The following is a 25600-nucleotide window of genomic DNA, read 5'->3' as shown; positions in this document are numbered from 1 at the left end:
GTTTTTTCTCGCCGCCGTCGGGCTTCGATCGATGACCGCCTCCGCGTCGCCGCTTCCAAGGGGATACGGCCGGGTGCTGCGCGTGGCAGCCAGGAGGGTTTCCACGTGTCCGTGTCCGGTACGGCTGACGACAGCTGGGTTCGCGCCCACCATGGGAAAAGTACGCATGGAAACGGCAGCGCGACCAGCGAGACGAGAGGTCGAGAGAAGAAAATATGACGCAGACAACTGAACGTACTTCGACTGCGGTCGAGGTCGAGCCCGGTGTTTTCGAGTCGGTCGCGCTGATCGACAACGGTAGCTTCGGCACCCGCACCATCCGCTTCGAGACCGGCCGTCTGGCCAAGCAGGCCGCCGGCTCCGTCGCCGCCTACCTGGACGACGAGACCATGCTGCTGTCGGCGACCACCGCCGGCAAGTACCCCAAGGACCAGTTCGACTTCTTTCCGCTGACGGTCGACGTCGAAGAGCGCATGTACGCCGCGGGTCGCATCCCCGGCTCGTTCTTCCGTCGCGAGGGCCGCCCCTCCACCGACGCGATCCTGACCTGCCGCCTGATCGACCGGCCGCTGCGCCCGACCTTCATCGACGGTCTGCGTAACGAGATCCAGGTCGTCGTCACGGTGCTGAGCCTTGACCCCAAGGACCTGTACGACGTGGTGGCCATCAACGCCGCTTCGGCGTCGACTCAGCTCTCGGGCATCCCGTTCTCCGGCCCGATCGGTGGCGTCCGCGTCGCCCTCATCGGTGAGCAGTGGGTCGCGTTCCCGACCGTCGAGGAGCTCGAAGGCGCCGTGTTCGACATGGTCGTCGCGGGTCGCGTCACCGACACCGGCGACGTCGCCATCATGATGGTCGAGGCCGAGGCCACCGACAAGGTCATCGCGCTGATCGAAGACGGTGCGCAGGCGCCGACCGAGGCCGTGGTCGCCCAGGGTCTGGAAGCCGCCAAGCCGTTCATCGCGCGCCTGGTCCGCGCCCAGGCCGACCTGGCTGCGCTGGCTGCCAAGCCGACCCAGGAGTTCCCACTCTTCCCGCCGTACGGCCCCGACGTGTTCGAGGCTGTCGAGGGCACCTCGAAGGTCGAGCTGAACCAGGCGCTGAGCATCGCCGACAAGCAGGCCCGCGAGGCCCGCATCGACGAGATCAAGGCCGAGGTCCTCTCGCGTCTGGGCGAGGACTTCACCGGTCGCGAGAAGGAACTGGGTGCCGCGTTCCGCTCGGTCACCAAGAAGCTGGTGCGTCAGCGCATCCTCACCGACGGTTTCCGCATCGACGGCCGTGGCCTGGCGGACATCCGTCAGCTCTCCGCCGAGGTCGACGTGATCCCGCGCGCCCACGGTTCGGCGCTGTTCGAGCGCGGCGAGACCCAGATCATGGGTGTCACCACGCTGGACATGGTGAAGATGGCGCAGCAGGTCGACTCGCTCGGCCCGGAGACCTCCAAGCGCTACATGCACCACTACAACTTCCCGCCGTTCTCCACCGGCGAGACCGGTCGCGTCGGTTCGCCGAAGCGTCGCGAGATCGGCCACGGCGCGCTCGCCGAGCGTGCGCTGATGCCGGTGCTGCCCTCGCAGGAGGAGTTCCCCTACGCCATCCGTCAGGTCTCGGAGGCGCTGAGCTCCAACGGCTCCACCTCGATGGGCTCGGTCTGTGCCTCGACCCTGTCGCTGCTCAACGCCGGTGTGCCGCTGAAGGCGCCGGTCGCGGGTATCGCCATGGGCCTGGTCTCCGACACCATCACCAACGACAAGGGTGAGGACGAGGTCCGCTACGTCGCGCTCACCGACATCCTCGGCGCCGAGGATGCCTTCGGCGACATGGACTTCAAGGTTGCCGGTACCCGTGACTTCGTCACCGCCCTGCAGCTCGACACCAAGCTCGACGGCATCCCCTCGCAGGTGCTGGCCGGTGCGCTGAACCAGGCCCACGACGCCCGCACCACCATCCTGGACGTGATGGCCGAGGCCATCACCGACCCCGACGAGATGAGCCCCTACGCCCCGCGCGTGACCGCCATCAAGATCCCGGTCGACAAGATCGGCGAGGTCATCGGGCCCAAGGGCAAGATGATCAACCAGATCACCGAGGAAACCGGCGCCAACATCTCCATCGAAGATGACGGCACCGTGTTCGTCGGTGCGACCGATGGGCCGTCGGCCCAGGCCGCGATCGACATGATCAACGCCATCGCCAACCCGCAGCTGCCCAAGGTCGGCGAGCGCTTCCTCGGCACGGTCGTCAAGACCACCGCCTTCGGTGCGTTCGTGTCGCTCCTGCCGGGCCGCGACGGTCTGGTGCACATCTCCAAGCTGGGCAACGGCAAGCGCGTGGCCAAGGTCGAAGACGTGGTCAACGTCGGCGACAAGCTGCGCGTGGAGATCGCCGATATCGACAACCGCGGCAAGATCTCGCTCGTCCCGGTCGAGGACGAGGCTGCCGCGGCCGCCGAGCCGGCCGCTGTCGAGGAGACCGTCGACGCCGAGTAAGCGTCGCACCGTCTGACCGAAACCCCCGCCGTTGTACGGCGGGGGTTTTGTCGTTTCCGGGCGCCGCATCGTGCTCGTGATCTGGATCACGAAGATGCAACGGTGATGCAACGTTGCCTCGCCTAGTGTGTCTGGACACAGTAAGAACCTGTGTCGACAGCCATGATGCCGCTCATCGAGCAGCGCGTCCGACCGCTGTCGGCTCGGCGTACGCGGTCGGATCGCTGGACCGTTCTCAGCGTCGAAAAGTGAGTCTCCCAGGCGTGATTTTGACTGAATCCGGTCCGGTTTATTACTGAAACGAATACGCTTCTGCTCGTGTTCGGACGCGTGGTTCAGGTGTCGGGGTCGACGATGGAGGTCGGGAGATAACCGAGTCATTGCTGGTTGCGTGGCGGCGAGCCGGATTGCCGCGATCGTGTCATAGCCGATCGCACTGAATCCGGTGTGAGTGGGTGGATTTCGGGCAGGGTGCCCGAGGTTGGCCGCCCCGCGCCGATCCACCTCACCCCGTGTGAGCCGGGGAGTTCCGAGAGTTTGTGCGGCCGTGTGGCGTTGCCCGCGGTCGGTAATGGAAGGCAGTGTGCGATGACCAACCCCACTCCGGCGCGCGCGGAAACAGAACAGCTGGCAGCGCTGGTGGCGACGGTCGCGGCGATTGATCCGGCGCGGATCGCGGTCGAGTTCGATGGCGCCGCGGTGTCCTATGCCGATCTCGATGCCCAGCTCACGCTGATGGCCGAGCTCACCGGTGGGGCCATGGACGCGGACACGCTCGTGCAGGTGGTGCTCGCCGAGTCGTTCCCCGGCGTGGTCGATGCCGCCGACGGGGCCTTCGGCGCACTGCTCGATGCGCTCGCGGGCGATGCGATGGCAGCGCTGGGGATGGAACCGTCGGCCGCCGCGACGCTGGTCGATCGTTTCACCGCGCAGGTCGCTCGCACGCCTGATCGGGTCGCGGTGCAGTTCGGTGACGAGGTGCTGACCTATGCGGAATTCGATGCCAGGGTGCGGGTGCTGGCGGCGCGGCTGGTCGAGTTGGGTGTCGGGCCAGAGACGCTGGTCGGGGTGGCGCTGCGACGCAGCGTCGAGTTGATCGTCGCCGTGCACGCGATCGTGCACGCGGGCGGCGCGTATGTGCCGCTCGACCCCGATCATCCGGTGGACCGGTTGCACTATGTGCTCGAGGTGGCGCGGCCGGTGGTGGTCGTGACGAGAGTCGGCGATGAGCCGGATCTGAACGGCGCACCGTCGCTGCGCACCGATGACATCGACTGGGACGCGGTGCCCGGTGAGGTCGTGTCCGGGGTGCGAGCCGGCAATACGGCCTACGTCATCTTCACCTCGGGTTCCACCGGCCGCCCGAAGGGCGTGGCCGTGACCCACGGCGCGATCGTGGCGAACCTGGTGTGGCGGCAGCGTCGCTACGGCATGACCGATACCGATGTGGTGTTGCAGAAGACGCCCTACACCTTCGATGTGTCGCTGTGGGAGCTGTTCTGGCCTCTGCAGGTCGGTGCTCGGCTCGTTATCGTCGAGCCGGGTCGCCACGGTGATCCCGCGTATCTGGCGGCGTTGATCGCTCAGCACCGGGCCACGGTGACGCACTTCGTGCCGTCGATGCTGGCCGCGTTCGTCGGTGAATTGGGCCCCGACGTGGATCTGTCGTCGTTGCGGATGGTGTTCGCCTCGGGCGAGGCGCTGCCCGCCGCTACCGCCGCGCGGCTGCGCGCACTGTCGTCGACCGCGCTGCACAACCTGTACGGGCCCACCGAGGCGGCTGTCGACGTCACCGCGCACGAGGTGACCGCAGCGGACGAGGTGTCGGTGCCGATCGGCGGTCCGGCCGATCACACCGGGCTGCTGGTGCTCGACGAGAATCTCGATCGGGTGCCCGTCGGGGTCGTCGGCGAGCTGTACCTCTCCGGTGTCCAGCTGGCTCGCGGCTATGTCGCGCGGCCCGGACTGACCGCTGATCGTTTCGTGGCGAACCCGTACGACGTGGCCGGTGAGCGCATGTATCGCACCGGTGACCTGGTGCGGGAGTCGCGCGGTGAGCTGGAATACCTGGGGCGCACCGACTTCCAGGTGAAACTGCGTGGCTTGCGGATCGAGCTGGGGGAGATCGAGGCCGTGCTGGCCACGCATCCTCGGGTCGGCAATGCCGCGGTGGTGCTGCATCGGCATGCCGCCGGTGAGGCGCTGGTCGGCTATGTGGTGAGCGTCGACGGGGCGGAACTCGACGAGGCCGAGTTGGTCGCACACGCCAAGTCGTCGATGCCCGAGTACATGGTGCCCTCGCTACTGGTGCAGCTGGACTCGATGCCGACCAATGCGAGCGGCAAGCTGGATCGGAAAGCCCTGCCGGAGCCCGATTTCCGGGTTTCCGCCGCTGAGTTCCGGGAGCCGCGTACCGCAACCGAACGTGCTGTCGCCGCGTTGTTCGCCGAGCTGCTCGATGTGGAGACCGTCGGGTTGGACGACGACTTCTTCCGCCTCGGCGGCAACTCGCTGATCGCCACCCGTGCGATCGGCCGGTTGCAGGCGAATTTCGGTGTGCGGGTGAATGTTCGCGACTTCTTCGACAGCCCGACCGTCGCGGTGCTGGCGAAATTGGTCGAGGACGGTGTGGCCGACGACCGGCCCGCGCTCGTCGCGGGGCCGCGTCCGGCGGTGGTGCCGCTCTCGCCCGCGCAGCAGCGGATGTGGTTCCTGAACCGGTTCGATCCGGAGACCGGGGCGTACAACATCCCGATCGCGGTGCGGTTGTCGGGTGTGCTGGATCAGGACGCGTTGCGGGCGGCGGTCGGTGATCTGATCGTGCGGCACGAGGTGCTGCGCACGGTGTATCCCGAGGTCGACGGGGTGGGGACGCAGGTCGTCCTCCCTGTCGCCGAGGCGCTCGAATCGCTCGCTGCCGAACTGCTCGACCCCGTCGGCATCAGCGCTGGGGAACTGCCCGGCGTCTTGGCCGAGGTGATCCTGCGTGGATTCGATGTCGTCGCCGCGCCCCCCGTGCGGGTGCGGCTGTTCGAGGTCGACGGCGATCACGTGTTGGTGCTGGTGGTGCACCACATCGCCTCCGACGGCTGGTCGGCCGGTCCGTTGGTGCGCGACACGATGGCTGCGTACTACGCGCGTACCGAAGGCGCGGCGCCGCAGTGGGCGCCGTTGCCGGTGCAGTACGCCGACTACACCCTGTGGCAGCGTGCGCTCCTCGGCGAGGAAACCGATGCCGACTCCCGAGCCGGGCGTGAGATCGCGTTCTGGCGGGACTCGCTGGCCGGGCTGCCGGACGAGTCGAGCCTGCCGACCGATCGGCCGCGCCCCACCGTGGCATCGATGCACGGGCGTCGGGTCTTCTTCGAGCTCGATGCCGAGGTGGTCGCGGCGCTGAATGCTGTTGCCGCAGAACGAGGCGCGACCCTGTTCATGGTGCTGCACGCGGCGTTGTCGGTGCTGATCGCACGCCTGTCGGGCACTGCGGATGTGGCGATCGGCACGCCGGTCGCCGGACGCGGCGCCGCCGAACTCGACGACGTCATCGGCATGTTCGTCAACACCGCCGTGCTGCGCACCCAGGTGCGTGGCGCCGAACCGTTCGCCGAGCTGCTCGGCCGTGTCCGCACCGGGGACCTCGCCGCCTTCGACCACACCACTCTGCCGTTCGAGCGGCTCGTGGAGGTGCTCGCGCCGTCGCGTTCGGCCGGTCGCCATCCGCTGTTCCAGGTGGCGCTGTCGCTGCAGAACCTGCCGCCGACGACCTTCGAACTGCCCGGTCTGCGCGCTGCCGCCGTCGAAATGCCCTACGACATCGAGAAGTTCGATCTCTCGCTGACCCTGCGTGATTCCCCGGCCATGGGTCTGTCCGGCGAATTCTCTTACGCCACAGATCTGTTCGATGAGCCGACCGTCGCGCGCATGATGTCCCGCTTCACCGGACTGCTCACCGCGATCGCCGCTGCCCCGCAGACCCCCGTCGCCGATCTGCCCCTGCTGATCGACACCGAACTCGCCGAGCTCACCGCTCGCACCGGCGGCCCGTCCACCCCCGCCCCGCTGCTGCCACAGGTGCTCGCCCGCGCCGCCGCCGACCCCACCGCGATCGCCATCCGCGACGGCGCCCGCACCCTGACCTACGGCGAGCTCGACGCCGCATCCACCCGCCTGGCCGCCCGGCTCACCGATCTCGGTATCGGTGCGGGCGATGTTGTCGCCGTGAGCATTCCGCGTTCCGCCGACTCGGTCACCGCGATCTGGGCCGTCGTGAAGTCCGGCGCGGGCTTCCTCCCGGTGGACCCGAACTATCCTGCCGATCGCATCGCGCACATGCTCTCCGATTCCGGTGCGGCGGCGGGCATCACGATCGAGGCCGTGTCGGCAGACTTGCCCAGCACGGTGAACTGGCTCGCGCTCGATGGTCTCGGTTCCGCCGCGGCGACGACCGGTAGCGCCGCAGCCGGTCGCGCGGTGGATCCGCTGGATCCCGCCTACGTCATCTACACCTCCGGCACCACCGGTCTGCCCAAGGGCGTGGTGATTCCGCACGGCGCGGTCGCGGCGTATCTGCCCGTGCAGGCCGGGCGCTACCTGGCCGCCGCCGATGCGCGCGTGTTGCATGTGGCGTCGCCGTCGTTCGATATCTCCGTGGCCGAGCTGCTGCTGACGGTGACCGAGGGGTCGACGATGGTTGTCGCGCCGGCCGGGGTGTTCGGTGGGGCCGAGCTGGGAGAACTGTTGCGGGTCGAGCGGGTGACCCATGTGGTCATCACGCCCTCGGCGTTGGCGACGGTGAACCCGGACGGGCTCGACGAGCTGCGCGTGGTGGTGGTCGGTGGCGAGGCGTGCCCCGTGGAACTGGTGGCACGCTGGACTGCCGCGATCCCGGGTCTGATCTTCCGCAACGGTTACGGTCCGACCGAGACGACCATCGTCACCAATATCAGCGAACCCCTCGGTGCGACAACGCCGGTCACCCTCGGCGCGCCGGTGGAGGGCACGACCGAACTGGTGCTCGACGAGCGGCTGCGACCGGTGCCGGCCGGAGTGGTCGGCGAGCTGTACATCGCCGGTGCGCAGCTGGCGCGCGGGTACCACCGCAGGCCCGCGCTGACCGCCGGACGGTTCGTCACCAATCCCTTCGGCGCTCCCGGTGAGCGGATGTACCGCACCGGCGACACCGTGCGCTGGGTGCGGCGCGAGGACTCGTTCGATCTGGAGTACCTGGGCCGCAACGACTTCCAGGTGAAGGTGCGCGGTTTCCGGATCGAGCTCGGCGAGATCGACGCGGTTCTCGCCCGCCATCCCTCGGTGGACTTCGCCGCCACCATCGGCCACCGGACCGACGCGGGCACGACCCTGCTCGTGTCCTACGTGGTGCCCGTCGCCGGTGCCACGATCGACACCGCGACCCTCCTCGCGCACACCGCCGCGCACCTGCCCGCGCATATGGTGCCCGCCGCGATCGTCGCCCTCGACGCCGTGCCGCTGACCCCGGTCGGCAAGCTCGACCGGGCCGCGCTGCCCGCGCCGGTCTTCGAAACCGCCGCCTACCGGGCGCCGGAAACCGTGGCCGAGCAGGTGGTGGCCGCCGCGTTCGCCGAGGTGCTCGGGCTGGACCGGGTCGGCCGCGACGACGATTTCTTCGATCTGGGCGGCAACTCGCTACTCGCCACCCGACTGATGGCCCGCATCGGCACCGACCTCGACATCCGCATCCCGATCCGCCAGCTCTTCGACACCACGACGGTGCTGGCGTTGGCCGCGGCGGCCGACCGTCTGCGTGGCACCGGCACCGGCCCCGCGCTGGTGGCAGGACCGCGCCCCGATCCCGTTCCGCTCTCGCCCGCCCAGCAGCGCATGTGGTTCCTCAACCGCTTCGACCCCGGCTCGGCCACCGACAACATCCCGATGGCCGTCCGGCTCACCGGTGCGCTCGACATCCCCGCACTCCAGGCGGCGATCATCGACGTGCTGGATCGGCACGAGGTCCTGCGCACCCGCTACCCGGAACTCGACGGCAACGCCGTCGCCGAGATCCTTCCGGCGGTCGGCCTTGTTCCCGAGGTTCATCCCCGAATCGTGGGCGCGGCCGAGGTATCCGACGCCGTACGCACCTTCGCGTCCATCGGCTTCGACCTCACCGTCGACGCCCCGATCCGCGCGAGCCTGCTCCGCGTGGCCGCGAACACTGCGGCAGCGCCGGCGGATTCGTCGGAACCCGACGTCGATCGTCTGGCGGGCTCCGTTGGTGCGGAGTATGTGCTGGTCATCGTGTTGCATCACATCGCGGCCGACGGTTTCTCGTTCGGACCGCTGATCCGGGACGTGCTCACGGCCTACGGTGCGCGAGCCGTCGGTGAGCACCCGAGCTGGGCGCCGTTGGACGTGCAATACGCCGACTACGCCGTGTGGCAGCACGCGGTGCTCGGTGACGCGGCCGATCCGGAATCTCTTGTGGCGAAGCAGCTCTCGTTCTGGCGTGCCGCGCTGGCCGGCGTGCCGGAGCAGCTGGACCTGCCCACCGACCGGACCCGGCCCGCGATCGCTTCCCGGCGTGGTGCGATGCACAGCGTCGAGATCGATGGCGAAACCCATAGTGCACTGGCCGAATTCGCTCGGGCGCAGGGTATTACGGTCTTCATGGCGGCGCACGCGGTGTTCGCGGTGCTGCTGGCGCGGTTGTCGGCGACGACCGACATCGCGATCGGCACGCCGGTGTCGGGGCGTGGCGAACGCGCGCTCGACGATCTGGTCGGCATGTTCGTCAACACCCTCGTCCTGCGCGCCGACGTGGCGCCCGCGACCTCGTTCACCGAGCTGATCGCCCAGGTCCGCGATACCGACCTCGCCGCCTTCGGCCATGCCGACGTGCCGTTCGAACGCCTCGTCGAGATCCTCGATCCGGTCCGCTCCACCGCCCGCAACCCGCTGTTCCAGGTGATGCTGTCGCTCAACGAGGACACCCCGAGCGCACTCGCCCTCCCCGGCCTCACTGTCGCCGGCTTCGACCTGCCCACCGGCGTCGCCAAGTTCGACCTCGAGCTCACCCTCACCGAGCACCGAGACGAGAACGGCACTCCCGCCGGTATTTCCGGCGCGTTCCTGTACGCCACCGACCTGTTCGACGCCGCCACCGTCGCCGGTTTCGCCACCCGTCTGCACCGTGTACTCACCGCGGTCCTCGCCGACCCGGCCCGCCCCGTCGGCGACCTCGACTTCCTCGACCCGGCCGAGCAGACCCAACTCTTGACCACGTGGAACGACACCGCCACCGAGACCGACCACACCGCGACGCTCGCCTCGCTTCCCGCTGAGCAAGCTGTCGCAACGCCCCACGCGATCGCCGTGGTCGTCGACACGGAACCCACCGCGGCCGATGACGTGCCGACAGCGGCGCACGCGCTCGATGCTCGGGTGACCGCGGATGGCGCGCCCCTCGGAAGCGAGGTGTCCTCGAGCGCGATTTCCCGGCTCGAACACGCGGCAGTCGATGCTATCGCCGCACACCGTGCCGGGGGTGCGGTGTCAGAGGTGTCGCTGCGTTCCGCTGTCGATTCCCCAGCCGCAGTAGAGCTTTCGTACGCGGAGTTCGGTGCACGCGTCGCACGACTGGCCCGTCATCTGATCGGGCTCGGGGCGGGCCCCGGCTCGCTGGTCGCGGTCGCGATGCGCCGTGGCGCGGAGCAGTTGGTCGCCGTGCACGCTGTCCTCGCGGCCGGAGCCGGGTATGTGCCGGTGGATCCGGATCATCCGGCCGAGCGGACCGCCTATGTGCTGGCGCAGACGGCACCGGTCTGTGTGCTGACCGTTGCCGGAAGCGGTGTGGCTGTGGGGGAGTCGGTGCTGGAGGTCGATGCGCTCGACCTGTCGGGACTGTCCGGCGATCCGATCACCGATGACGAGCGAGTGGTACCGCTGCGTCCCGAGCACCTCGCCTACGTGCTGTTCACCTCGGGTTCCACCGGCAGGCCGAAGGGTGTGGCAGTACCGCACAAGGCCGTCGTGAACCAGTTGCGGTGGTTGCAGCGTGCCTACCCGCTCGGCGCCGACGACGTGGTACTGCAGAAGACGCCCTTCACCTTCGACGCGTCGGTGTGGGAACTGCTGTGGCCCTTGCACGTCGGGGCGCGGCTGGTGCTCGCCACCGCCGACGGGCATCGTGATCCGGGGTACCTGGCGGCGGCCACCGTGCGCCATGGGGTGAGCGTCGTCCAGTATGTGCCGTCCGTGCTCGCCGCAGTGGCGGCGGAACCGGCTTGCGCGCAGGCGGATTCGCTGCGACTGGTCTTCGCGGGTGGTGAGGCGCTGCCGACCGACCTGGCGCGACGGGTGCGCACGAGCACCGGCGCGACCGTGGTCAACCTGTACGGACCCACCGAAACCGCCATCCAGGTCACCACCCACGAGGCCGGTGACGAGCAGGGTGCCGTGGTGCCGATCGGCGCACCGGTCGCCGATACCCGCGTGTACGTGCTGGATTCGCGCCTGCACCCCGTCCCGGCCGGTGTCCCGGGCGAGCTGTATGTGGCGGGCTCGCAGCTCGCCGACGGTTACCACGGCCGCACCGACCTCACCGCGGAACGCTTCGTCGCCGATCCCCACGGCACCGGCGAACGCCTGTACCGCACCGGCGACCTGGTCACCTGGCGCACCGGTCCCGACGGCCCGGCGCTGCACTACCTGGGCCGCACCGACTTCCAGGTGAAACTGCGCGGCCTGCGCATCGAGCCCGCCGAGATCGAAGCGGCGATCGCCTCGGTTCCGGGCGTCGGTCGGGTCGCCGTCCTGGTCCGCTCGCACGAAGGCAGGCCCGATCAGCTCGTCGCCTACGTCGTCGGCGTCGACTCTTCGGCACCGCCCACCACCGCCGACCTCGACGCCGCGATCGCCGCGACCCTGCCCTCCTATATGGTCCCGGGTGCCTACGTCTTCCTCGACGAGTTGCCCGTCACCGCGTCCGGCAAGCTCGATCGTCGGGCACTGCCCGCGCCGGAATCGGGGCAGCTCGACTACCGCGAGCCCGCCACCGCCACGGAGCGGATCGTCGCCGCGACGTTCGCCGGGGTGCTCGACCTCGACCGCGTCGGTGCGGGCGACGACTTCTTCGCCCTCGGGGGTAACTCTCTGCTGGCGACCCAGGTGGCGGCGCGGCTCGGTGCCGCGCTCGACGCTCGGGTGCCGGTGCGGGAGCTGTTCGAGGCGAGCACCGTCGACGGACTCGCCGTGCGGCTGGACGCGCTGCGCGGGACGGGAAGGAGGCGGGGACCCGTGGCGGGCCAACGGCCGCAGCGGATTCCGCTCTCGCCCGCCCAGCAGCGGATGTGGTTCCTGCACCGCTTCGATCCGGACTCCGCCGCGTACCACATTCCGGTCGCGATCCGTCTCAGCGGCGAACTCGACACCACCGCGCTGCGTGGCGCGCTGGGCGACCTGATCGCCCGGCACGAGACGTTGCGCACGACCTATCCCGAATTCGACGGGCAGGCAACGCAACTCGTCGGTCCGGCCTTCGTGCCCGACCTCGCTGTGGCCGAGGTCGAGGCCGAAGACGTCCCCGCGGCGGTGGTCGACGTCCTCGCCGGTGGTTTCGAGATCACCACCGAGGTGCCGGTGCGCGCCGCCCTGCTTCGGGTGGCGGCGACGGAGCACGTGTTGGTGCTCGTCGTGCACCACATCGCGGCCGACGGCTGGTCGATGGGCCCACTCACCCGCGATCTGGTGACCGCCTACGCCGCCCGCGCGGCGGGTGCGCAACCGCAGCTGCCCGCGCTGGCCGTGCACTACGCCGACTACGCACTGTGGCAGACCGAGGGCCTCGGCAGCGCCGACGATCCGGACGCACCGCTGGCCCGCCAGCTCGACTACTGGACACACCGGCTCGCGGGCCTGCCCGATGTCCTGACGCTGCCCGCCGACCGGCGCAGGCCGCTGATCGCCTCCAACCGGGGCGCCACCTTCACGTCGACCCTCGACGCGGACCTGCATCGCGGCATCGAGGAACTGGCTCGCGCACACCGCGCCAGCCCGTTCATGGTGCTGCACGCGGGACTGTCGGTCCTGCTGGCACGGCTCTCGGCCGGTGGCGACATCGTCGTCGGCACACCCGTGGCCGGTCGCGGTCATCGCGAGCTCGACGACATCGTCGGCATGTTCGTCAACACGCTCGTGCTGCGTGCGCGGGTCGACGCCGATACCCGCTTCGGCGATCTGCTCGACGAGGTCCGCGCGGGCGACCTCGATGCCTTCGACAATGCCGATGTGCCGTTCGAAAGCCTGGTCGACGCGCTGAATCCGGCTCGTTCACAGGGCTACTCACCGCTGTATCAGATCTCGCTCGCCTTGCAGAACCAGCGCAGGACCGCGTTCGAACTGCCCGGCCTCACGCTGTCGGGGCTGACCCTGCCGGACGCGCCGATCGAAGTCGACCTGGACTTCACCTTCGTCGACCGCTTCGCCCCGGACGGCGCGCCCGACGGCCTCGACCTCGAACTGCGCTACGCCACCGACCTTTTCGACGCCGACACCATCGTGACGATGGTGGGCATGCTCGAGCGCCTACTGCGAGACGCGGTCACGGCACCCGCGACCGCGGTCGGTGACCTCGCCCTGCTCGCGGACACCGACGAGATCACGCTGCCGACGGGTCCGCACGGCGACGTGGTCGCACTCGACGGCGCACTGGCCGAGCTGGGCGTGCGCGCCCCGCTGGCCGCGCACCTGCTCGACGCGGCGGCCGCGCGTGATCCGCAGGCCGTCGCGGCGATCTTCGAAGGCGCCGAGATCACCTACGGTGCGCTCGCCGCCAGGGCCAACCGCTTCGCCCGCAGACTGATCGATTGCGGAGTCGGCCCGGAAACACCCGTGGCCGTGGCTGTTCCGCGCGGCATCGAACTGCTGGTGGTGCTGCACGGTGTGCTCGCCGCCGGTGGCGTATACGTGCCGATCGATGCGACCCTGCCCGCCGATCGCATCGGACATGTGCTGGCGACAGCGACCCCGCGACTCGTCGTCGTCGCGTCCGCCGGTGACCTCGACCATGTGGACAGCGGCATCCGATCCGCCACGGCCTCGGTGCATTTCGCTGCCGCGTCGCGTTCCGGGTTCCCGGTGCTGACCGTCGCACAGCTCGAGGAATCGGTGCCGGGCGCCGACGCGGGAACACCGCTCACCGATGCCGAACGCCTTGCGCCGCTGCACCCCGAGCATCCGGCCTACGTGCTGTTCACCTCCGGCTCCACCGGTACACCGAAGGGTGTGCTGATCTCGCATCGTGCCGTAGTCAACGAAATCTGCTGGCTGCGTGGTGAATACGGCATGACGGCGGCGGACCGCTTCCTGCAGCGCGCGCCACTCACCTTCGACGTCTCGCTCTGGGAGCTGCTGGCGCCCGCCCTGCTCGGCGCCCCGCTGGTGCTGTTGCGGCCCGGCGGACACCTCGACTTGGCGTATCAGGCGCGAGTGATCCGTGAACAGGCCGTCACCATCATGGAGATCGTGCCGTCGGTGCTGGCCGCGATGCTGGCCGAAGGGCTCGGCGATGCGCTGAGCGGACTGCGGATGCTGCACGTGGGTGGCGAGGAACTGCCCGCCCCGCTCGCGGCGACCGTGCTCGCCGCGATCCCCGGCGAGCTGCACAACACCTACGGCCCCACCGAAGTGGCGATCACCAGCACGTTCCAGCAGATCACCGCGCCGGTCGAGCAGACCGAGATGCCCATCGGCAGGCCGACCTGGAATGTGCGCGCCTACGTGCTCGACGAGCGGTTGCACCTGGTGCCCGGCGGCGTCGCGGGCGAGCTCTACCTCGCGGGCGATCAGCTGGCGCGCGGCTACCTCGGCAGGCCCGACCTGACCGCCGACCGCTTCGTCGCCGATCCGTTCGGGGTCGACGGTGCCCGCATGTATCGCACCGGCGACCTCGTGCGCCGCGATCGCGACGGCGCGCTGGTCTACCTGGGCCGCAACGACTTCCAGGTGAAGCTCCGCGGACTGCGGATCGAGCTGGGCGAGATCGAGGCCGCACTCGGCGACGCGCCCGGCGTCACCCACGCGACCGTGCTGCCGGCCACCGACGACGCGGGCCGCCAGTGCCTGGTCGGGTACGTCGCGGGCGATGTCGACATCGTGGCGGTGCGCGCGCACGTCGCGGGTCGGGTGCCCGCCTACATGGTGCCCTCGTACCTGGTGGTGCTCGATACCGTGCCGCTCAACTCCGCGGGCAAGCTCGATCGCGCCGCCCTGCCAGCCGCCGACCTGTCCACCACCACCGAATACGTGGCGCCGCGACCGGGTGCGCAGACCGCGCTCGCCGGTGTGATCGGCGAGCTGCTCGGGGTGGCGCGCGTCGGTGCCAACGACGACTTCTTCGCCGTCGGCGGCAACTCGCTGCTCGCGATGCGACTGGTGGCCCGAGCCAATGCGGCCCTCGGCAGTGCGCTGGACGTACGCGATGTGTTCGACGCACCGACCGTCGCCGGACTCGCCGAGCGTGCGGGCACCGGCCGTGAGCAGTCGCCCCCGCTGACGGTCGTGCGACCGCGCCCGGATCGCATCCCGCTGTCGCTGGCGCAGACTCGCCTGTGGTTGCTGAACCGGATCGATCCCGACTCGGCCGTCTACACCCTGCCGATCGCGCTGCGCCTGACCGGTGACCTCGACGCCGATGCCCTGTGGGCGGCGCTCGCCGATGTCCTCGACCGGCACGAATCACTGCGCACCGTCTTCCCCGAAGACTCCGACGGTCCGACCCAGGTTGTTCTCCCCGTCGACGCGGTGCTGCCCGCCACTGTCGTGCGAGAGATCACCGAGGCCGATCTGGCCGACACGGTGCGCACCATCATCGGCGAGGGTTACGACCTGACCACCCAACCCTCGTTGCGCGCCGCGCTGCTACGTCGCGCTCCGCACATCGAACCTGCGAGCATCCGATCGGGTGACGTGGTGACACGCCCCGGCGCGGTCGATTACGCAGGTTCGCAGGAGATCGAGCATGTGCTGGTGCTCGCGGTGCATCACATTGCCGCCGACGGTGTGTCGACCACGCCACTGGCCCGCGACCTGATCACCGCCTACGCCGCGCGTGCCGCGGGGACAGCTCCCGCGTGGGAGCCGTTGCCGGTGCAGTATCCGGACTTCACCCTCTGGCAGCACGCCGTGCTCGGCGATGCCGCCGAGCCGGAGTCGCGGCTGGCGCGGCAGCTGGCGCATTGGCGCGACGAATTGGCCGGGGTCGCACCGGCTCTCGAATTGGCGACCGATCGGCCCCGACCCACCGTGCGCGGCGGTGCGGGTGGCGCGGTCGGGTTCGATGTGCCCGCCGAGGTGGTCGCCGGGATCGAGGCAACGGCCCGTCGCCACGGGGTGTCCACCTTCATGGTGGTGCACGCGGCGTTCGCGGTGCTGCTGTCGCGTCAGGGCGCCGGCGCGGATGTTCTCGTCGGCACGCCGGTCGCCGGGCGGGCCGATGCCGCGCTCGACGATCTCGTCGGCATGTTCGTCAACACCCTCGTGCTGCGGACAGCGGTCGATGCCGGTGCGGGGTTCGCCGAGTTGCTCGCCGAGGTGCGGGCGGCCGATCTGCGGGCCTTCGCGAACGCGGACCTACCGTTCGAGCGGCTCGTCGACGAGCTGAATCCGGTGCGCTCCACGTCGTATTCGCCGATCGTGCAGGTGATGCTGGCGTTCGAGCATCGCGAGGACACCGTCATCGAACTGCCCGGGCTGCGGATCGACGAGTTCGCGCTGCCAGCTGCGACCACCCAGTTCGATCTGTCGCTGTCGATCAACGAGATCGTCGGCGCCGCAGGCGAACCCGGGATGCGCGGATGGCTGCGCTATGCCACCGACCTGTTCGATCACGACGCGGTCGCCGAGTTCGGCGCGCGTTTCGTGCGGGTGCTGAGCGCGGTCGTCGCCGATGACAGCACGGTGGTCGGCGAGATCGATCTCATGGATGCGGCACAGACCGCTCAACTCGCGGCGTGGAACGACACCGCCGCCCCGCTGGACGCCGACGCGACACTCGTCTCGCTGTTCGGAGCACAAGCCGTGCGTACTCCCGACGCCGTGGCGCTCGAATTCGAAGGGACGCCGATCACTTACGGCGAGTTCGCTGTTCGCGTCGCCCGCTTGGCGCGGTGGTTGATCGCGGAGCACGTCGGACCCGGTGCTGTTGTCGGTGTCGGGCTGCGGCGCGGCATCGATCTGCTGGTCGCGATCTATGCCGTGCAGGCCGCGGGCGCCGCGTACCTTCCGCTGGACCCCGATCATCCGGCCGACCGGATCGCCGATGTTCTCGCGACCGCGGCACCGGTCTGTGTGTTGGCAGCTGCCGACTTCCCCGACACCGGCACACGCGTGGTCGAGCCCGCCGCGCTCGACCTGTCCGGGTTCGCTACCGACCCGGTGACCGAGGCCGATCGGATCCGGCCCCTGCGTGGCGCTGACCTGGCCTACGTGCTGTTCACCTCCGGCTCGACCGGCAAGCCCAAGGGCGTCGCGGTGACCCACACCGCCATCGTCAACCGCCTGGTCTGGATGCAGGACGCCTACCGGCTCGACGCCGCGGGCACCGTATTGCAGAAGACGCCGATCACCTTCGACGTCTCGGTGTGGGAGCTGTTCTGGCCCTTGCAGATCGGCGCCACCCTGGTGATCGCCCGCCCGGACGGGCATCGTGATCCGGCGTATCTGGCCGAGCTCATCACCCGCACCGGAGTCGGCGTGGCCCACTTCGTGCCGTCGATGCTGGCGGCCTTCCTCGCCGAACCGCTCGCCGCCGACTGTGTTTCGCTGCGGCAGGTGTTCGCTTCCGGCGAGGCGCTGCCTGCCGTGGATGCCCAGCGCCTGCGCGCGCTGATCCCCGGTGTCGCCGTCCACAACCTGTACGGGCCCACCGAGGCCGCCGTCGACGTCAGCTTCCACGAGGTCACCGACGCCGACACCGTGACGGTGCCGATCGGCGCCCCGGTCGCCAACACCGCCCTGCACGTGCTCGACGCGCGCCTGCGACCCGTTCCCGTCGGCATGCCCGGCGAGCTGTACCTGGCCGGCGTCCAACTGGCGCGCGGCTATCTCGGCCGCCCCGACCTGTCCGCCGACCGCTTCGTCGCCAACCCCCTCGGCGCCCCCGGTGAGCGCATGTACCGCACGGGCGACCTCGTGGTCCGTACCCGCTCGGGTGAACTGAATTACCTGGGCCGCACCGACTTCCAGGTGAAGCTCCGCGGTCTGCGCATCGAACTCGGCGAGATCGAGGCTGTCCTCGCCGGGCTCGAGACCGTCGACCGTGCCGTGGTCACCGTCCGCGACGACGGCACGGGCGAGTACCTCACCGCCTACCTCGTTCCCGCGCAACAGATCAGGGACGGCGGGTCAGCCGACGATGACGACGCGAGCGCACCCGGGATCGCGGCGATCGACCTCGATATGGTGAAAGCGTCTCTGCAGAAGGCACTTCCGGCCTACATGGTGCCGAGTGCGTTCGTCGTGCTCGATGCGTTCCCGACCAATGCCTCGGGCAAGCTCGATCGGCGGGCGTTGCCCGCGCCGGAGTCGGTCGCTGGTGTATTCCGTGCGCCGGCGACGCCGTCGGAGCAGCTGGTGGCCGGAGTCGTCGCCGAGGTGCTCGGTGTCGAACTGGTGGGCGCCGACGACGACTTCTTCGATCTCGGCGGCAACTCGCTGATCGCGACCCGGGTCGCGGCGCGGCTCGGGGCGGCGTTGAACCGGCAGGTGCCGGTGGCGCGGATCTTCGAGGCACCGAGGGTGGCCGCGTTGGCCGCCGCGCTCGATGCCGACGGCGGCGCGGCCCGACTGGCGCTGGTGGCGGGGGAGCGGCCTGCTTCGATTCCGCTCTCGCCCGCCCAGCAACGCATGTGGTTCCTCAATCGGTTCGATCCGGATTCGGCCGGGTACAACGTGCCGATCGCGGTACGACTCAGTGGCGTGCTCGACCTGGACGCGCTCGCCGCCGCGGTGGATGACCTCGTCGGTCGGCACGAAGTACTGCGGACCTACTACCCCGAGACCGCCGACGGGCCGGAACAGCGGATCCTGCCTGTCGGCGAAGCCGGTGTCGCACTGCGGATTCGCGATATCGACGCGGCCGAGATCGTGGGGGCGGTGACGGCGCTGGCCGCCACCACTTTCGATGTCACCGCGGGTGTGCCGTGGCAGGTGGTGCTGTACCGGATCAGCGCCGACGAGGCAGTGCTGGCCATGGTGGTGCACCACATCAGCGCCGACGGCTCGTCGGTGCCGCCGCTGGTGCGTGACCTCATGACGGCCTACCTCGCACGCCGCGACGGTGCGGCACCGCGGTGGACGCCACTTCCGGTGCAGTACGCCGACTACGCGCTGTGGCAACGGGCTGTGCTCGGCGACGAAGCCGATCCCGGCTCGGTGGCCGCCCGCCAGCTCGACTTCTGGCGCGGCGAACTCGCCGACCTCCCCGACGAGCTGGCGCTGCCGCTGGATCGGCCGCGCCCGGCCGTGCGGAGCCTCGCCGGCGGGACCGTGCCGGTGAGGCTGGACGCCGACACCCACGCTCGGCTCGGCGCACTGGCCAGGGACGCCGGGGCCACGCTGTTCATGGTCGTGCACACCGCGTTCGCCGCGCTGCTCGGGCGGCTCTCGGGCAGTGCCGACATCACGGTCGGTACGCCGGTCGCCGGGCGTGGTGAGGCCGCGCTCGAAGATCTGATCGGCATGTTCGTCAACACGCTGGTCTTCCGTACTCGCCTGCGCGCGGGAGAGTCCTTCGAGGAGTTGCTGATTCGCCAGCGCGCCACCGATGTGGCGGTGTACGCGAATGCCGAGGTGCCGTTCGAGCGCCTCGTCGAGGTGCTCGATCCGACCCGCTCCACCGCTCGGCATCCGCTGTTCCAGGTCGGCTTCTCGTTCCAGAACTTCGAGCGTGCCGAATTGGCGCTGCCCGGGATCACCGTGTCGGGGCTCGACACCGAGAACGAGCTGTCGCAGTTCGATCTGCATCTCATCGTCAGCGACGAGTACGCGGCCGACGGGACCGCCGCCGGCGTCACGGGCGTGCTCACCTACGCGCACGACGTCTTCGACACCGAGACCGCCATCACGATCGGTGCCCGCCTGGAACGGCTGCTCGCCGCCGTCGCCGCCACCCCGCGCGCGCCGCTGGATTCCCTGGATGTGCTCGAGCTCGCCGAACGGCACCGCATTCTCGACGACTGGAATGCGACCGCGCACGAAATCGACCGCACCGCAACGCTGCTCACGCCCTTCCGGGCCCAGGTGTCGGCGCATCCCGCTGCTCTGGCGCTGGTCTTCGACGGCACGGAACTGACCTACGCGGCGTTCGACGACCGGGTGAACCGGTTGGCCCGTCACCTGATCGCCGAAGGCGTCGGCCCCGAGGTCCTCGTCGCCCTGGCGATGCGGCGCTCGATCGACCTCGTCGTCGCCATCTACGCGGTGCTCACCGCAGGCGGCGCCTATGTGCCCGTCGATCCCGATCATCCGGCCGACCGCATCGCCCAGATCCTCGACACCGCGCGCCCCCGGCTCGTGCTGACCACCAGTGGGGACGAGTTCGGCGATTCCTCGGACGAGCGAATTGTCACGGTGGACGAGATCGACACCGGCAGGTACCCCGGCCACCCGGTGACGGACGGCGAACGCCGTGCGCCGCTGCGGGATTCGAACGCGGCCTACGTACTGTTCACCTCCGGCTCGACCGGAAGGCCGAAGGGCGTGGCGATGAGCCACGCCGCGATCCACAACCAGATCGCATGGCTGATCGAGCAGTACCAGCTCGACGGTGACGATGTGTACCTGCAGAAGTCGGCGGCCGGATTCGACCTGTCGGTCTGGGGGTTCTTCGCCCCACTCGCCGCGGGCGCGACCCTGGTGCTCGCCACCCCCGAGGGGCACCGCGACCCGATCTATCTCGCCGAACTCGTCGCCGCGCAGCGGATCACCGTCGTCGACTTCGTGCCGTCGATGCTGGCGATGTTCGCCGCCCACGCCGACGCCGCCCAGCTGGCCAGTCTGCGGCTGGTCTTCGCGATCGGTGAGGCGTTCACCCCAGAGGCGGTCGGCGCGCTGCGTGCGAAATCGTCGGCCACCGTGCACAACCTGTACGGACCCACCGAAGCGGCCGTCTCGGTCACCGCCTGGCCCGCCGACGGCGCGACCGGACAGACCGTGCCGATCGGTGTGCCCGCGTGGAACACCAGGGTCTACGTGCTCGACGAGCGGTTGCGGCCGGTGGCCCCGGGTGTCGCCGGTGAGCTGTACCTGGCCGGTGCGCAATTGGCTCGCGGTTACCTCGGTCGGCCCGACCTGTCAGCGGACCGCTTCGTCGCCGACCCCTTCGCCGGGGCAGGGTCACGCTCCGGTGGCACGGCGGGCGCCCGCATGTATCGCACCGGCGACCTGGTGCGCTGGACTCGCGACGGCGTGCTCGTCTACCTGGCGCGCATCGACTTCCAGGTGAAGTTCCGCGGTCAGCGCATCGAGCTCGGGGAGATCGAGACCGCGTTGCGGGGATCGAACGGGGTCGGTCAGGCGGCCGCGGTGGTCTCGGCGAGCGCCACCGGTGATCGGCTCGTCGGCTATGTGGTGCCGACGCCGGGCGTCGAGCTGGATCCGGCCGCGCTGCGGTCGGCCGTGGGCGCGGTGTTGCCGTCGTACATGGTGCCGTCGGTGATCGTCGTGCTCGACGCGTTCCCGCTCAACACGTCCGGCAAGCTCGATCGGAAAGCCCTGCCCACACCGGAATTCGTGGCGCGGCCGTTCCGTGCCCCGGTCACGACGGCCCAGCGCGCGGTGGCCGAGGTGTTCGGTGAGGTGCTCGGGCGCGAGCAGGTCGGTCTCGACGACGACTTCTTCGAACTCGGCGGCAACTCGCTCATCGCGACCAGGGTCGCCGCCCGGCTCGGCGCGGCCCTGTCGACCCGGGTGCCGGTGCGGACCCTGTTCGAAGCCACTACGGTCATCGACCTGGCGGCCACGCTCGCCGTGCGGGCAGGCAGTGGCGTGGGGATCGCGCTGACAGCGGGTGAGCGGCCCGCGCGGATTCCGCTGTCGGCCGCCCAGCAGCGTATGTGGCTGCTCAATCGCCTCGATCCCGACACCGCCGCCTACAACATCCCGATCGCGGTGCGGCTCACCGGCGATGTGGATGCCGTCGCGCTGGCCGCCGCGGTCACCGATGTGCTCGACCGGCACGAGGTGCTGCGCACGGCCTACCCGGCGATCGATGGGATCGGGCATCAGGCGGTGTGGGAGTTCGTGCCGACGCCGGTGGTGGAGACGGTCGATCCGATCGCGGTACCGGCGATCGTCGCGGCCGAGATCGGGCGCGGATTCGATGTCACCGCCGCCCCGCCCGTGCGGGTGCGCGTACTGCGCTGTGCCACTGACGAAGTGGTGCTGGTCGTCGTGATCCATCACATCAGCGCCGACGGCTTCTCCGCCGGGCCGCTGCTGCGCGACACCACCGCCGCCTACCTCGCCCGCCGCGCGGGCGCCGAACCCGGTTGGGCGCCACTGGAAGTCCAGTACGCCGACTACACGCTGTGGCAGCGGGCGGTGCTCGGCAGCGAGGACGACGCCGAGTCGGTCGCCGCACGACAGCTGCGATTCTGGCGCGGCGAACTGGCCGGGCTGCCCGAACTGCTCGACATCCCCGCCGACCGGCCGCGTCCGGCGGTCGCCTCGCATCGCGGCGCGAGCGTCGACACTGTGGTGCCGCCGACAATATGGCAGCGGGTGGGTCAGGTGGCTCGTCGCGCCGACGGGAGCGAGTTCATGGTCGCTCACGCCGCGCTGGCCGCGTTGCTCGCACGACTGAGCGGCACCGGCGACATCGCGATCGGCACGCCGGTGGCGGGCCGCGGTGAGCAGGCCCTCGACGATCTCGTCGGCATGTTCGTGAACACGCTGGTGTTGCGAACCGGTGTCGATCCCGGCGCCTCGTTCACCGCGCTGCTGCGCGAGGCCAGGCGGGTGGACCTGGACGCCTTCGAGAACGCGGAGGTGCCGTTCGAGCGGCTCGTCGATGTGCTCGACCCGACCCGCTCGACCGCGCACAGCCCACTGTTCCAGGTGATGCTCGCCTTCCAGAACCTGGCCGCGAGCCCGGTCGAGGTGGTCCTGCCCGACCTCACCGTGACCGGACTGCACACCGATGCCGCCGTCGCCAAGTTCGACCTGGACCTGGTACTCGCCGACACCGCCGACGGTGGCTGCGCGGTGAGCCTGACCTACGCCACCGACCTGTTCGACGCCGCGACCGCGGCTCGCATCGCCGAGGGCTACGTGCGGATGCTCGATGCGGTGACGGCGAATCCGGAGGTCATCGTCGGCGATGTCGACCTGCTCACCGCCGACGACCGCCGGATGCTCGAGACCTGGTGCGACACCGCGCATGCCGACGCGGCGGGCATTCTGCCGACGGCCTTCGACCGCCAGGTCGCCGCGACGCCGGAGGCTGTCGCGCTCGTCGACGGCGACACCGTTCTCACCTACGCCGAGTTCGCGGCGCGAGTGAACCGGCTCGCCCGTCATCTGATCGAATACGGTGTCGGACCGGATCACGCGGTGGCGGTGGGAGTTCGGCGCTCGGCCGACCTGCTTGTCGGCGTGTACGCGGTACTGGCGGCGGGTGGAACCTACGTGCCGATCGATCCGGATCATCCGGCCGAGCGGATCACCCGCATCCTGCGGATCGCGCAGCCGGTGTGCGTGCTCACCACCAGCCGTGATGCCGCCGACCTCCCGGTGCGCGGGCACGATGTGGTCGCGCTCGACACCGTCGATCTCGCGGGCTTGCCGGTCGGGCCGATCGCCGACGCCGAGCGCGTGTCGCCCTTGCTCCCGGAGCACACGGCGTACGTGATCTTCACCTCCGGGTCCACCGGTCTGCCCAAGGGCGTCGGTGTTCCGCATCGCGCGATCGTCAACCAACTCGACTGGCTCGCGCGGCGTTTCGGGTTCGCCGCCGGCGACACGGTGCTGCACAAGACGCCGACGACCTTCGACGCCTCGATCTGGGAACTGCTGCTGCCGCAGCGGGTGGGCGCGCGCACGATCATCGCCCGGCCCGGCGGCCACGGTGATCCGGCCTACCTGGCCGAACTCGTCACCGAACACCGCATCGACACCGTGCAGTTCGCGCCGACGCTGCTCGCGGCCTATATCGCGCACCTGCAGGTCCGCCCCGACCTGGACGACACCGATCGAGCCAGCGGTCCGCTGCGGCGGGTGTTCGCGGGCGGCGAGGCACTGCCCGCGGCGCTGGCGCACCAGGTGCGGGCGCTGACCGGCGCGGAGGTGGTGAACCTGTACGGGCCCACCGAGACCGCGGTGCAGGTGAGTTCGCATGTGGTGACAGACGGCGACGTCGTGACGGTGCCGATCGGTGCGCCGGTGTGGAATACCGGGCTCTACGTGCTCGATGCGCGGCTGCGGCCGGTGTTGCCCGGGGTGACCGGGGAACTGTATGTCGGCGGTGCGCAGCTCGCGCACGGTTATGTCGGGGCGGCCGAGCTCACCGCGGAGCGGTTCGTGCCGGATCCGTTCGGTGCGCCCGGCGCTCGGATGTACCGCACCGGCGACCTCGTGCGTCTGCGTGGAACCGACACTCCCGCCCTGGAATACGTGGGTCGTGGTGATCTCCAGGTCAAGCTCAACGGTCAGCGCATCGAACTCGGCGAAGTGGAGGCCGCGATGCAGCGCCTGCCGGGGGTCGCGCAGGCCGCGGCCGCTGTGGTGGCCGGGGTCGGCGCCGACCGGCTGGTCGCCTACGTCGTCATGGCGCGTCGCCAGGAGTTCGGCGGTGCCGGAGTCTTTGCGGCGCAAGATGGTTCGGACTTCGACGCGGTGGCACTGCGTTCGGCGCTGGCCGCGGAATTGCCCGGCTACCTGGTGCCGACGGTGGTGCTCGAGCTGGACGCGTTGCCGGTCAACACGTCCGGCAAGCTCGACCGCGGCGCGCTGCCCCGACCGGAGCTGCGCCAAGCCACCTACCGGGCGCCGATCACCGAGACCGAGCAACTCGTGGCGGGCGCGTTCGCCCGGGTACTCGACCTGGACCGAATCGGCATGGACGACAACTTCTTCGACCTCGGCGGCAACTCCCTCACCGCGGTCCAGCTGTCCTCACGACTGAGTGAAGCGCTGGGCAGCGCGGTGCCGGTGGCGTGGTTCTTCACCGACCCCACACCCGCTGTCGTCGTGGAACGGCTACGCGCCGAAGTCGATTCGACCGACGACGCGTTCGCGGTTCTGCTGCCGCTGCGTGCGGGCGGCACCGGCGCACCACTGTTCTGCATCCACCCCGTGGGTGGTGTGTCCTGGTCGTTCGCCGGGCTCACCCGCCACCTCGACCCGCAGCGCCCGATCTACGGGTTGCAGTCGCCAGCCCTCACCGCCGACGAACCGCTGCCCGTCAGCATCGACGACTGGGCCAAGCGCTACATCGCGGCCATTCGCGAAGTGCAGCCCGAAGGGCCCTACCACCTGCTCGGCTGGTCGCTGGGTGGGCTGCTGGCCCACGCCGTCGCCACCGGCCTGCAAGCCGACGGTGCGCAGGTGGCACAGCTGGCGATGATGGACAGCTGGCTCGGCGACGGACCCGAACAGACCCCGATGCCCACCGTCGGCGACCTGCTCGGCGGCCTCGCCGGTGAGGATCTCGCCTTCGATACCGACGGTCTCGCCGACGCGGCCGCGAACATCGGCGGACCACTGGCCGCCCTCGACCGCGCCCGCATCGCCCGCATCATCGACGCCGCCACCGCCTCGATGCGGATGGTCGACGACTATCGTCCGCGCCGCTTCGACGGCGACCTCGTCTACTTCGCCGCCACTGTCGACGACCCCAGCGGGTCGCGCGGCGCGGCCAGTTGGACAGATGCTGTCGAGGGCGCCATCCACCGGCACGGCATCGACGCCACGCACTGGGCGATGGCGGGCGAGGCCGCGCTCGCCCGGATCGCCGACGTCCTCGACGGGAGCGGATCCGGTGCGAGCGAGGCCCCCACGACGAGGGCCGATGCACGGGCGGGGGCGATGGGCGCATAGAATCCAGGAGCCGGCCGTCGTGCCTGCTGCCTGCACGATGA

At 70.0% G+C, this 25600-nt stretch carries 2 protein-coding genes; both read left to right on the top strand.

Annotated elements, in window-relative coordinates; genetic code table 11:
• The first annotated feature begins 215 nt into the window (after positions 1-215).
• On the top strand, positions 216-2492 hold the full coding sequence (locus ASD42_RS06560; RefSeq protein ID WP_056811491.1) for a polyribonucleotide nucleotidyltransferase: 2277 nt from the start codon (positions 216-218) through the stop codon (positions 2490-2492).
• A 588-nt stretch (positions 2493-3080) separates the two neighbouring features.
• The gene (locus tag ASD42_RS06555) at positions 3081-25559 is read left to right on the top strand and encodes a non-ribosomal peptide synthetase (protein WP_056811488.1); all 22479 of its coding nucleotides are present in this window, start codon (positions 3081-3083) and stop codon (positions 25557-25559) included.
• Positions 25560-25600 lie beyond the last annotated feature (41 nt).

The sequence above is a fragment of the Nocardia sp. Root136 genome, assembly GCF_001427185.1.
Lineage (GTDB): Bacteria > Actinomycetota > Actinomycetes > Mycobacteriales > Mycobacteriaceae > Nocardia > Nocardia salmonicida.
Note: the sequence above shows the minus strand (reverse complement) of the source record. Positions and strands in the feature narration are given on the sequence as shown.

What these genes read in the sequence shown, in the direction of transcription:
- ASD42_RS06560 (WP_056811491.1), top strand. Translation starts at nt 216, where the DNA reads ATGACGCAGACAACTGAACGTACTTCGACTGCGGTCGAGGTCGAGCCC.
- ASD42_RS06555 (WP_056811488.1), top strand. Translation starts at nt 3,081, where the DNA reads ATGACCAACCCCACTCCGGCGCGCGCGGAAACAGAACAGCTGGCAGCG.